The sequence below is a fragment of the Streptomyces sp. NPDC004721 genome (assembly GCF_053601495.1).
Map to the genome: position 1 here is coordinate 33,360 of NZ_JBSGBZ010000023.1, position 12,632 is coordinate 45,991.

At 72.8% G+C, this 12,632-nt stretch carries 8 protein-coding genes; all 8 read right to left on the reverse strand.

The features are described 5' to 3' along the window. Nucleotides 1-7: 7 nt before the first annotated feature. The 8 genes from ACWEK3_RS21865 to mmsA all read right to left on the reverse strand — a co-directional run bounded on the left by ACWEK3_RS21865 (nt 8) and on the right by mmsA (nt 12,579). Nucleotides 8-1,405, reverse strand: coding sequence for an FAD-dependent monooxygenase (locus ACWEK3_RS21865; protein WP_450538857.1), 1,398 nt, complete (start codon nt 1,403-1,405; stop codon nt 8-10). 26 nt (nt 1,406-1,431) lie between these two features. Next, nucleotides 1,432-2,607: an MAB_1171c family putative transporter gene (locus tag ACWEK3_RS21870; protein ID WP_453250374.1), complete on the reverse strand. Its 1,176-nt coding sequence runs from the start codon at nt 2,605-2,607 to the stop codon at nt 1,432-1,434. Between the two features lie 166 nt (nt 2,608-2,773). Continuing rightward, on the reverse strand, nt 2,774-3,931 hold the full coding sequence (locus tag ACWEK3_RS21875; RefSeq protein ID WP_453250375.1) for an MAB_1171c family putative transporter: 1,158 nt from the start codon (nt 3,929-3,931) through the stop codon (nt 2,774-2,776). Beyond that, on the reverse strand, nt 3,928-4,452 hold the full coding sequence (locus tag ACWEK3_RS21880) for a toxin (protein WP_384430198.1): 525 nt from the start codon (nt 4,450-4,452) through the stop codon (nt 3,928-3,930). Before ACWEK3_RS21880 ends, ACWEK3_RS21875 begins: the two co-directional genes overlap by 4 nt. A 183-nt stretch (nt 4,453-4,635) precedes the next feature. After that, nucleotides 4,636-7,602, reverse strand: coding sequence for a glycoside hydrolase family 35 protein (locus tag ACWEK3_RS21885; protein WP_453250376.1), 2,967 nt, complete (start codon nt 7,600-7,602; stop codon nt 4,636-4,638). A 302-nt stretch (nt 7,603-7,904) separates the two neighbouring features. After that, nucleotides 7,905-9,602 (reverse strand): pyridoxal phosphate-dependent aminotransferase, encoded by a 1,698-nt coding sequence (locus ACWEK3_RS21890; protein ID WP_453250377.1) that lies wholly within the window; start codon nt 9,600-9,602, stop codon nt 7,905-7,907. Between the two features lie 176 nt (nt 9,603-9,778). After that, nucleotides 9,779-11,023: a multiple monosaccharide ABC transporter permease gene (mmsB, locus tag ACWEK3_RS21895; RefSeq protein ID WP_453250378.1), complete on the reverse strand. Its 1,245-nt coding sequence runs from the start codon at nt 11,021-11,023 to the stop codon at nt 9,779-9,781. Continuing rightward, the gene (gene mmsA / locus ACWEK3_RS21900) at nt 11,020-12,579 is read right to left on the reverse strand and encodes a multiple monosaccharide ABC transporter ATP-binding protein (protein WP_453250379.1); all 1,560 of its coding nucleotides are present in this window, start codon (nt 12,577-12,579) and stop codon (nt 11,020-11,022) included. The genes mmsB and mmsA overlap by 4 nt, the downstream gene beginning before the upstream one ends. Nucleotides 12,580-12,632: the final 53 nt, after the last annotated feature.

A 12,632-nucleotide genomic window follows, 5' to 3' on the forward strand; every position in this document is an offset into this window, starting at 1 on the left:
GGCCTGGTCAGGTGTTCGTCCGGTCCAGTCCCTCCAGGATCTTGCGCTCGGCCGGGGTCAGCGGGGGTCCCGCCAGCGGGGGGAGCAGCGGGCCGTTCAGGACGTCGAGGAGGGTGTCGGGGCGGAGGAGGCGCTGCGGCCCGGTGCGGAGGCTGGTGACCTCCCAGAGGGCGGCCGCGGCCCGGTAGGAGCCGGTGGCCGCCCGTGTCAGACGGCGGCTGTAGGAGGTGACCAGGCGGTCGGCGGCTCCCGGCGAGGCGCCGCGGCTGTTCGGGTACCAGACGTCCTGGCCGACCGCGGCCGCCCAGGCCGCGTCGACCGATTGGGCGGCGCCGCGCTGCACACGGCGGGCGAGGCCGGGCGCGTCCGGGCCGGAGCGGCGCAGTTCGTCGCGCAGCAGCCGGGCACCGAGCGCGGCCACCGACATGCCCTGCCCGTAGGCCGGGTTGTAGGTGGCCACCGCGTCGCCCAGCGCCACGAAGCCCTCCGGCCACCGCGGCAGCTTCTCCAGGTAGCGGCGCGCGTTGCTGGTGCTGCGGCTGATGTGCACGTCGGTGAGGGGTTCGGCGCCGGAGACGAGCCGGCCGACGATGGGGGACGGCAGATCGAGGGCGTACCGCAGGAACCCGTCGGGGTCCGCCGGCGGCTCACCGCCCCGCGTGCCGGCGAGGCTGACCATCCAGCGGTCGCCCTCGATCGGCAGCACCATGCCGCTGCGGCCCGGCCGGCCCGCGTACGGGTTCGCCTGCACCATCGTCAGCGGGAACTGCTCGGCCCCGGCGGGCGTGCGGTACACGCGTGTGGCGTTGACCAGCCCGGCGTCCACGCCGCGCTCCCGCACCCCGGAGATCCCGAGCTCCCGGAGCCAGGTCACCACCCGCGACCCGCGCCCGCTCGCGTCGACCACGAAGTCCGCGGCCAGCACCTCCTCCGCGGCGGGGGTGGCGACGCGGACACCGCGCACGCGCCCCGCCTCGCCCACCAGCCCGACCGCCTGCGCCTTGCGGATCACCGTCCCGGTGTGGGCGAGGACGGTGGAGCGGACCGTGAAGTCCAGCAGGGCGCGGGTGCAGCTGAGCATCCGCGGTCCGTCGTGCCGCCAGCGCCGCAGCCAGCCCTCGGGGGTCAGGGCCACCATGCCGTGGCCCAGCGGTATCTCCCGGGCGCCCGCGGCCAGCAGCCGCTCCCGGATGCTCCCGCCCGGCATCAGCTCCTCCATGGCGGCCAGGCCACCGGCCATGAGCAGATGGGCGTGGCGCCCCTGCGGCAGCCCCCGGCGGTGCTCCGGCCCCTCGGGCAGGTCGTCGCGGTCCACTACGACCACGTCGTCCACGACGCCGGACAGCACCGCCGCGGCCAGCATGCCGGCCAGTCCGGCACCGATGACGACAGCTCTACGGGGCATGGGGCTCCTCGGAGTCGGCCATGGCCTCAGCCATGGGAGGTCTTCACCGTTCCTGCTCGTACGGCGGTTTCGGCGGGTGTGGGGACCAGCGCCTGCGCCAGTTCCACGAGACCGCTGGTTCCAGACACCTCCGTGGCGTGGAGGCGGTATCCGCTCGGCGCCGGGAGCGGCTCCTCGCGGGCGGCGGCGCGGCGCGCGGCGTCGGCGAGCATCGCCGCCTCCGCGGCGATCCGCGCCTCGTGGGCGCCGCGGCCCGTGCGCCGGGCGGCGGCCAGCGCCCGCTCGCGGACCCCGTCGTCGAAGTACGGGGCGAGGCCCAGCAGCGCGTCGTGGATCGACACCTCCCGCCACTGGAGGCGCGCGAGCGGCAGTTGCCACCACGGGCTCGGCGGCTTGGGCGCGGTGGACACGAACCGCACCCGCGACCACAGCGGGCCCAGCCGCCGGTGGTCGCGCAGGCCGCGCGCCTGGGCGAGGACCGCCGGGAGCAGCCTGGGCAGCACGAAGCCGGCCGAGCACAGCAGCGCGCCGAGCGAGGCCATCGGCGGGGCGACCTTCGTGGACAGCACGTCCAGGTCGTGGCCCGTCCAACGCGCCGCGATCGCCGTGTACTTGGTCAGCTGGAAGCCCACCACGTCCAGCGCCGAGCCGGCCAGGATCAGCCGCAGCCCGGCCCGCAGCAGCCCGGTGACCTCGCGGCTCCACTTGACGCACATCGCGCACGCCGCGAGTGTCGCGGCGCTGTGCCCGAGCAGGTAGAGCAGGATCATCTCGCGCAGGTACGGCGTGTTGGCGTAGTAGGTGTCCAGGTCGGTCAGCCGCTCGGTGCGGGCGTCGCCCAGCATGAACAGCACGACGATGACGATGATCAGCGGAGCGTAGGCGGCGATGCTCCGCAGCACCGTGCGCCGCACCCGCTCGCGCGGGCCGCCCCGCCAGTTGATCAGCAGGATGAGCAGCGAGCAGCTGTACGCGGAGAGCATCCCGTAGGTCAGCGGGGCACCGAAGTTGGGGATGCCCGTGAGGTCGTTGACGGTGGCCAGCGTCAGCGGCGCCGAGCAGACGAACACCAGCGAACCGAGGACGATCGCCGCACACGTGGACATGGTCAGCGGATTCCGCACCGCGGTACGCGGCCGCCGCAGCAACACGGTCGCGGACAGCCCGAAGATCCCGGCCGCCAGATAAACGACAAGACTCACGACGACCACCTCCCCGCACGCCCGACCGGTCCGAGGCCCCTCCCGCCCGAAACGCCCTCGACCGCATCGGCCCCACGGACGACCGCCCGGGGCAATGCCGTCGTGTGGGCCGTGGGCGTGGCTTTGCGGGTTTCGCGTTGCGGTCGTCGGGCCGCGTGGGAGTCGGTCATGGTGTGGTCGTGGGGGTCGTGACGCGGGTGGCCGTTGCGGGGGTGGGGGTGGCCAGGGCGTCCGCGACGCGGACCAGGGCGGCCGGGCCCGGTACGCGGACGGTCAGCCGGTCCACCTCGCCGGGCAGCGGCCCGCCGGGCTCGCGCACGGCGGCGGCGATGACCGCCGCCCACGCGGCGGCCTCGGCGCGCTCGGTGTCACCGGTCGACTCCAGCACCACCTCGTGGGTGCGCTCGTACAGGGACCGGTCGAAGGACGCGTCCAGATAGCTGAGCGCGTTGTGGATGCTGGTCTGACGCCACATCAGCCGGGTGGTGGGCGTGGCCCAGCGGGGCCGCGGCAGCCGCAGGCAGCGGCGGGTGAGCAGGTCGTCCAGCTCGCGCTCCAGCGGTTCCAGCCGCGCGTACGCCAGCCGGGACCGCCGCCACTCGGTGAGGCGGGGCCCGGCCAGCGGCACCAGGATGCCCGCCGACGTCAGCAGGGCGCCCAACCCGGCGGCGGCCGGCGAGACGTTCGTGCCGAGCGCCGACCAGTCCCGCCCGCACCAGCGGGCGACCACGGCCACGAGCTTGGTCACGCTGTACCCGCCGGCGCACAGCGAGCCCACCCCCAGCACCACCAGCCCCGCACGCAGCCAGCCGGCCACCTCGCGCGCCCAGCGCAGCGCGGACACCGTGGTGACGCTGACGGCGCAGAGATGCCCCACCAGGTACAGCACGATCATCTCGGCCAAGAACGGCGTCGTCGCGTAGTAGGTGTCCAGGTCGGTACGGCGCTCCACCGGCGCCTCGCCGAGTGCGAACGTGGCGGCGATGCCGACGAGCACCAGCGTGTAGGCCACGATCCAGCGCCGGGCCACCTGGTGCACGTGCTCGCCGCCCCGCCAGTAGACGACGAGGACCTGGGAGGCCGCGCTGTACGCGGTGATCGACGCGTACGTGAGCGGCGCGGCGAGGTTCGGCACACCGCTGAGCCGGTTGATCGCGCCGACCGTCGGCGGGGCCCCGAGGAGGAAGCAGAAGCCGCCCAGACCCAGCACCGCGCAGATCGCGCGGAGATAGGGATCGCTGCGATGTCGGGCCAGATCGGGGGCCTTCACGGCCAGACCCAGCCACAGCACACCGCAGCTGGCGTAGTTGATCAGGCCACTCATGTTCCCCGGTTCCCCCGGTAGTTGAGCGCCGCCCCGATACGTCCGGCGAGGCCCTGGCCGTGGTCGGCGCCGTCGCCGAACGCCGGGTCCGCCGGTGCCTCCAGCCAGGTCCGCAGCCGACGGCCCATCAGCATGCCGAACTGGTCGGCCTCCTGCTCGTCGGCCAGGCTGAAGTCGGTGCGCGCCGCGACCGGCCGGGGCGGTCCCGCGGCGGGCGCGGCGTCCGCGTCGGCCTCCCGCCGGCTCATGTGCCACACCTCGTGGCAGAAGATCACGATCTGGTGCCACACGGCGGCCCGCTGGTCGACGACGACCACGTCCTGGGTCTCGCCCTCCAGCCACAGCCCGCTGGCGGTGTGCGGCGGGAACACCTCCCGCCGGACGACGACCCGGCGGCCCCGCCAGGCGCTGACGGAGTCGACGAGCGCGGTCAACAGCACCTCCGGGTCGGCGGGTACCGGCACCTGGATGGGGTCGATGAGCGCGTCGGCGAGCCGCCGCATCTCCCGTTTCCTACGCACCATGTTCCCCCGTGCATCATCCAGGCATGACCCCATCATCCTCGCGCCGCCCGCGGTGGCGGAAGGACTTCTGAGAGGGCCGTCCGAGCCTACGCGGCGGGAGTTGCCCGCGTCATGCGATCCGGCGACCGTTGTGCGACCGTGAACGACCGCCGCCTTCCGGCTGGTTGCGCGGTTGCCATGTCACCGTCCCGGTGACGGCAGCGGTGTCACCGGCACCCCGCCGGCCGCCGCGCCCAGCAGCGTCAGCCGCACCTGCCCCGGGCCCGACAGCGTGGTGAACTCCGACAGCACCGCCAGGGCCAGGGTGTTGGTGCCCCGGGTGCGCAGGATCCCGTTCGGCAGGACGAACGTGTGCTGCGGACCGACATCGTTGATGTACTGGCCCATGTTCCAGCCGTTGAGGAAGATCTGCGCGCGGTAGGAGCGGTTCCGGTCGTCGTCCAGGGTGAGCCCGATCGAGGCGTCGACGTCCTGCTCCACGGCCAGCCGGAACGTGGTCCGGTACCAGGTCACCCCCTGCCGCCGCGCCGCGCGCGGGAACGTCACCGGCTCCCAGTCGCGGTCCGGGAAGCCCGGCAGGTGCCAGCCCTCCCGCTCGCCGTACAGCCCGCCGTTGTTCAGCGGCCCGCGCACCGGGTCGGGCGCGGCCTCGCCCTGGATCCGCCACCGCACATTCGGCGCGGCCCCGGTGAAGGTGACGGCCGTCAGACCCCGCGCCGCCTTGTGCGTGTCGCGCGCCGCGCCGTCCTGGTCGTGCTGCATCCGCCGCACCAGGACCGACAGCACGCGCGGGCCGGGCCCGCGCTGCGGGCCGCGCACCGGGAAGACCGCCGTGTCCGACCAACTGCCCTGCCGGACGGTGCTGTTGTCGGGCACCGGCATCCGGTGGGTGCCCAGCGGCTCACCGTCCAGCCAGGCCATCAGCAGTCCCTGCGTGCCGGTGCTGTAGGAGAGGGAGACCGACTCGACGTTCGTGGAGTCCGTGAACGTGCCGCGGTACCAGACGTCCCCGTAGTGGAAGCCGTAGTCGTCGGCGAACAGCACCGGCTGCCCCTTCGGCACGGGGGTCGTGCTGTGCGAGGACGACCGGTCGGCGGCCTTCCACGCCGAGTCGTCGAAGCCCGGCCCGGACTCGGGGTTCTCGGTGCGCGTCCGCCAGCCGCCGAGCGCGGGCAGCGTCACCTCGGGCACGCCCGGCAGCGGCGCGCCGGCCCGCAGGCTCCCCGAGCCGGTGGCCGACACCGGCACCGCGCGGCCGTTCCACGTCACACCGTCGATGCCGCGCGGCCCCCACATCTCCAGCCCGGTCTCCCCGACGGTGTCGCCGGTGAGGTGCACCGTGGAGCCGCGCACGGTGGCGGTGCGCAGCAGCGCGGGGCCGTGCACCAGCATTGAGCCCGACGGGGTGTCGTACGGCCACAGGCGCATCGAGGTCGCCTCGTCGGCGAAGAGCAGCAGCAGCGGGCGGTCGTTCCCGTCGCCCTCCACCCGGACCCCGATCAGCCCGCCGGCGCCGAGCGGGACGGTCAGGCGCAGCAGACCCCGGTCGTAGGCGTACGCGGCCTCCTGGCTCATCCGCGTGACCAGCGGCTCCTCGGCGGCCTCCAGCACCACGCGGGCCAAATCGCCCTGCCGGCCGCAGAACACGGCGACGTCCTGCCGTCCCGCGGTGAGGAGCAGCATCGGCTGCGTGGTGGAGTACCGCACCTTGCGCCGTCCCAGGGACAGGCCTGTGACCATCAGCCGGGCGTCCCGGGCCGGCACGGTCACCGGCAGGTCGCCGCCGGCCGCGCGCAGCGTCGAGGAGACCTCCTGGTCGCCGTCGTTGCGCAGGACGTAGACGTGGGCGCCGGTGTCCGGGTTCTTCAGGTGGTACGTCCTCAGCCCGCGCACCTTCACGTCGGCCGCGCGGTCCAGCCTGGCGAAGTCCGGGACGCGCTGGAGCATGTGCCCGATCTGGTGCATCGGCACCAGCTTGTCGGTGGGCCGGCGGCCCTCGTCGAGTGCCGCCCCGTAGTCGTACGACGTGTAGACGACCGGCGCGGGCAGCCAGCCCCAGGAGGTGCCGCCGAAGGCCATGTACACGTTGTGGACGGTGATGCCGTTGGCGAGGTGGGTCAGATAGAAGCGCCGCTCGTACGCCGCGTCCCGGGTGCGCCGCGACTCCGCGTACCCCTTGCCCTTCGACCAGGCACCGCCCCACGGATCGAACCAGCCGCCGCCGGACTCCGGCATGAACCCGGGCGTACGGGGGCTGGCGCTCGCCCCGCCGGTCTTCCCGCCGCTCCCGAAGTACCCCCAGTCGGGCGGGGTCTGGGCCGGCGAGGGGTACCCGTCGAACCCGTACAGCCACCCCCGCTTCTCGCCGCCGGTGTCGAACGAGCCGGGGATCCAGTGGCCGTTCCTGCCCTTGTCGTTGTGGAAGAGGGGGACGTCGATGCCGTCGGCGCGCACCTTCTTGTACAGGTGGGCCATGTAGGCACGCCCGGTCGGCTCGCCCACGTGGGCGTCGTACTCGTTCTCGATCTGGTAGAGCAGGACCGTGCCGGTGCCCCGGGTGAACAGGTGCCGGGCCGCGATGGCGTCGACGTGGCTCAGCCACTCGTCGACGTGCTTCAGGTACGTGGGATCGGCGGTCCGCGCGGTGCCCTCGGTGGCGGTCAGCCAGCCGGGGAAGCCGCCGCCGTCGACCTCGGCGTTGATGTAGGGGCCGGGGCGCAGGATGACGTAGAGGCCGGTCTCGGCGGCCATGCGCAGGAACAGGTCCAGATCCCGCACTCCGGTGAAGTCGTACTTTCCGGGGGCGGGGGAGTGGTAGTTCCAGGCCACGTAGACGCTGACGGCGTTGTAGCCGTACGCGCGCATCTTCTGGAGCACGTCCCGCCACAGGGCGGGGCTCGGCAGCCGGAAGGGGTGCATCTCGCCCGACCACAGCACCAGCCGCCGGCCGTCGACCAGCAGCGAGTAGCGGTCGAAGCCGACGCTGTGCCGCCGTCCGTCGGCGCTCGGCGGGGGCGGCGGCGGGCCGGTGGGCACGGAGCGGGCGGCGTAGGCCGACGGCGCCCCCGGTCCGCCACTGCCGCCCAGGGCCAGTCCGAGCGCGGCGGCGCCCGCGAGGGCGCTGAATGAACGTCTGCTGAGCGCCAAGGGTGTGCCTCCGGGGGCGATCTTACGGGGCGCGGGTGCCGCCATTCTGCACGGAGGCGGGCCCGCACTCGGCACGCACACGGAACCCGGCGTGCTCGCACGACGCCGTACGAGCGGCGCCGGAGCCCTGCGGAGGAGGCGCCCCCCGGCCTCGCCGCCACCCCGCTTGTCCCATGCCCGCCGCGTTCGACCGAGGGGGCAGGCATGCCGCGGACCCGGGCGGCGGTGAGGCCGCGGCGGGCGGGGACGCCCGGCGGGGTGGGCCCGGGGGGCGGGCGCCGGTGCGGGGGCCTGCTCTGCCGCTAGCCCGCTTGTCCCATGCCTGCCGCGTTCGGCCAGTTCTGGGGGCTGGGCCAGCCGGTCGCCGGGGCCGGGGTCAGGCCGGGGGCGCCGGGGGGCGGGGCGGTCATGCCGCGCACCTGGGCGGCGGTGAGGCCGCCGCGGGCGGGGACGCCCGGCGGGGTGGGCCCGGGAGCGGGCGCCGGTACGGGGGCGGGGGCCAGGACCTGTTGCGCTGCCGGTGCCAGGGGGTGCATCGGGGCCGGTGCGGGGGCCGGCGGCGGGGCGGTGGTCGCCGGCAGGGGCGTGCCGGCGGCGGGCGGCTGCGGGGCGGGGGCCGCCGACGCCGTGACGGGGAGCGGCATCGCGGTGCCGGCGGCCGGGGCAGCTATTCCCGGGGCGGCTATTCCCGGGACGGCGGCGATCCCCGGGGCGGCGGCCATCCCGGGAACGGCGGCGATCCCCGGGGCGGCGGCCACCGCGGCCTGTGCGGCGGCCGGCAGCCGCATCCCGCCCCCATTGGTCTCGCTCACCAGCCGGTCCACCGCGGCCGTACCCGAGCTGTAGTTGGTCCCTGTACCCAGCTCGGGTACGGCCGCACCCCTCCCGCTGCCGTAGAGCACCTGTTCCAAGGCGGAGACGAGACGACGAACGTCCACCTCGGGGCGCACCACGAGCCGCAGGAAGCGGCTGGAGGAGCCGATCTTGTTGCCGCACTCGCGGACCAGGATCCGGTGCTCGGTGAGCAGCCGGTCCCGGACCACGGTGCCCTCGGCGCCCACGGGAAGGCGTACGAAGAGGAAGTTGCCCTGGGACGGGTAGACCGTCAGACCGGGCAGCGCCGAGAGGTGGGCGGCCATCTCCAGCCGGTCGCGACGCACCTGCTGAAGGCTCTGCCGGTACTCCGCGCCGTGCTCCTTGAGCATGAACACCACGTGCTCGGCGAAGGAGTTGAGGTTCCACTTCGGCAGCATCGAACGGACCTTGCCCGCCAGCGCCGGGTTGGCGACCAGGTATCCGAAGCGGATGCCGTGCAGGCCGAAGTTCTTGCCCAGGCTGCGCAGCACGACCACGTTCGGGCGCAGCATCGCCTCCTGCACCACGCTCGGTTCGGCCTCGGCGTCGGCGAACTCCAGGAACGACTCGTCGATCACCACCAGGTCCAGGTCGGCCAGGGCGTCCATGAACTGCACCAGGGTGTGCTTGGGCACGAAGCCGCCGTCGGGGTTGTTGGGGTTGCAGACCACGGCGACCCTGGTCCCCCGTGCCCGGATGAACTCGGCGTACTGCGCCGGGTCAAGGGCGAAGCCGTTGGACTCCTGGAGCGGGAACATGTCGACCCGCTTGCCGGTCTCCATGGGCTGGTCGGTCCAGCGGCCGAAGGTGGGGATGGGGACGGCCAGGGACTCACGCACGAGCAGATGGTCGATCCAGGTGATCAGCTCGGTGGAGCCGTTGCCCATCGCCACGCACTGCGGCGGCAGTTGGAGCAGGCTGCACAGCTCGGCGGTGATCGTGTCCGCGCTGGACGGGTAGTACGTGACGATCTCGCGCAGCCGTGTCGCCATGTCCTGGAACATGGCGGACGTGGGGAAGTAGGGGTTGCACGGAATGCAGAAGTCCACCGGCCCGGCCCCGTCGCCGCCCTCCCGCGTCAGCGCCGCCATCGACGGGCTGTGCGCCGCGGTGCTGCGGAACAGCGAGGTGACGTTGTCGGCCATGGAACCTCCGTGTGTGGCGGGCCCGGCGGGGACGACCGGGCCCGTCGTCCTGGGGTGGCCCGCGCGGGCACGGGCCACCCATGGATACGGAGAGGGAGGCGGCGTTGTTCAACTCATGTGTGGGAAGTGTGATTTCCGGGTACCCGAGGACTCCGCGCGGGTGCGTTGCGGGCCGCCTACGAACCGGACCTGCGCTTGTTCCACACGTCGAACCCGACCGCCGCCAGCAGCGCCAGGCCCTTGATGACCTGCTGCCAGTCGGTGCCGACGCTGAGGAGGTTCATGCCGTTGTTCAGCACGCCGAGGACGAGGCCGCCGATAATCGCGCCGAGCACGGTGCCGACCCCGCCGCTCATGGACGCGCCGCCGATGAACGACGAGGCGATCGCCTCCAGTTCGTAGTTCACGCCCGCCTTCGGAGAGGCCGCGTTCAGGCGGGCCGCCACCACCAGGCCCGCCAGGGCCGCCAGCACGCCCATGTTCAGGAACACCTGGAAGGTGACTCGCCGGTCCTTGACGCCGGACAGCTTCGCGGCGGGCAGGTTGCCGCCGATGGCGTAGATGTGGCGGCCGAAGACGGCGTTGCGCATCACATAGCCATAGCCGACCACCAGCACGCCGAGGACGATCAGCACGATCGGCGCACCCTTGTAGCTGGCGAGCAGCAGCGTGACGACCAGGACCGCGGCGACGAGGGCGACGAGCTTGAGCGCGAACAGCCGCGCGGGCGGCACCTCGAGGGAGAACTCCTGCTGCCGTCGCCGATCGCGCACCTCCTGCCACACCACGGAGGCGATCAGGACGAGGCCGAGGAGCAGGGTGAGGTTGTGGTAGTTGGTGTGCGGCCCGACCTCGGGCAGGAAGCCGTTGCCCATCTTCTGGAGCCCGCCCGGGAACGGGCCGAGGGTCTGGCCCTTGAGCAGGATCTCCGTCAGACCGCGGAAGAGCAGCATCCCGGCGAGGGTGACGATGAACGACGGTATGCCCAGATACGCGATCATGAAACCTTGCAGCGAGCCCGCGGCCGCCCCCACCAGCAGGCACAGGCCCACCGCGACCGGCCACGGAACCTGGTGGCTGACCGTCAGCGCCGCCGCCACCGCGCCGACGAAGGCGGTCAGCGAGCCGACCGACAGGTCGATGTGGCCCGCGATGATCACCATCATCATGCCGATGGCCAGGATCAGGATGTAGCTGTTCTGGAGCACCAGGTTGGAGACGTTGCGCGGCAGCAGCAGGTCCCCTCCGGTCCAGATCTCGAACAGGACGACGATCAGGCCGAGCGCGAGCAGCATCCCGTACTGCCGCATGTTGCGGCGCAGGCCGTTCAGCACCAGCCGGAGCAGACCCTGGCCGGCGGCCGCCGCGCCGCGCTCCGGTGGCGCGGGGGCCGGGGTCTGCGCGGTCACGTCCGTGCTCATCGCGTCACCTCTTCGTCCTTCGTGTTCTTCGTCATGTGGCGCATCAGCACTTCCTGGGTGGCCTCGGCCCGCGGCACCTCACCGGTCAGCCGCCCCGCGGCCATCGTGTAGATGCGGTCGCACATGCCGAGCAGCTCCGGCAGTTCGGAGGAGATGAAGACGACCGCCTTGCCCTGGGCGGCCAACCGGTCGATGACCGTGTAGATCTCGTACTTGGCGCCCACGTCGATGCCGCGCGTGGGCTCGTCCAGGATCAGCACGTCCGGACCGGCGAAGATCCACTTGCTGAGGACGACCTTCTGCTGGTTGCCGCCGGACAGCCTGCCCACCGGCTCGAAGACGGTCGGCGCCTTGATGTTCATGGACGTGCGGAAGCCCTCGGCGACCTGCCGCTCCCCGTGCTCGTCCACCACGCCCCGCCGGGCCACCTTGCGCAGCGCGGTCAGCGAGATGTTCCGGTGGACGGTGTCGATGAGGTTCAGGCCGTAGTGCTTGCGGTCCTCGGTGACGTAGGCGATGCCGTGCCCCACCGCCTCCGCGACGGTCCTGGTGTTGATCTCCCGGCCGTCCTTGAGGACCGTGCCGGCCGCGTACCGGCCGTAGGAGCGGCCGAAGACGCTCATCGCCAGTTCGGTGCGGCCGGCGCCCATCAGGCCGGCGATGCCGACGATCTCCCCGCGCCGCACCCGGACCGACACGTCGTCGACGACCCGGCGCTGCCGGTCGATCGGGTGGAACACCGTCCAGCCCCGGATCTCCAGGGCCGGGGCCGCGCCCACCTCGGGCTGGTGCGGGGTGCGTTCGGGGAAGCGGTGGTCGAGGTCGCGGCCGACCATGCCGGCGATGATCCGCTCCTCGGTGGTGCCGGCCGCCGTCACGTTCAGGGTCTCGATGGCGCGGCCGTCGCGCAGGATCGTCACCGAGTCGGCGACCCGGCGGATCTCGTTCAACTTGTGGGAGATGACGATCGAGGTGATGCCCTGCTTCTTCAACTCCAGGATCAGACGCAGGAGTTTGCCGCTGTCCTCGTCGTTCAGGGCGGCCGTCGGCTCGTCCAGGATGAGCAGCTTCACCGACTTCGACAGCGCCTTGGCGATCTCCACGAGCTGCTGCTTGCCGACGCCGATGTCGGCGACCCGGGTCTCGGGGTGCTCGTCGAGGCCGACGCGGCGCAGCAGTTCGGTGGCGTGCCGGAGGGTGTCGTTCCAGTTGATGAACCCGCGGGTGGCGTGTTCGTTGCCGAGGAAGATGTTCTCCGCGATGGACAGGTACGGCACCAGCGCCAGCTCCTGGTGGATGATGACGATGCCGCGCCGCTCGCTGGCCCGGATGTCCTTGAAACGGCAGACCTCCTGCTCGAAGAGGATCTCGCCCTCGTAACTTCCGTGCGGGTGGACGCCGGAGAGCACCTTCATCAGGGTGGACTTGCCGGCGCCGTTCTCCCCGCAGATGGCGTGCACCTCGCCCCGGCGAACCGTCAGCGTGACGTCCGACAGCGCCTTGACACCGGGAAAGGTCTTGCCGATCGAGCGCATTTCCAGGACGGGTCCCGCCATGGTCGTGCCTTCCAGTCGGTTGGGGTCGGTGGATGCGGCGGTCGCTTCCCGGG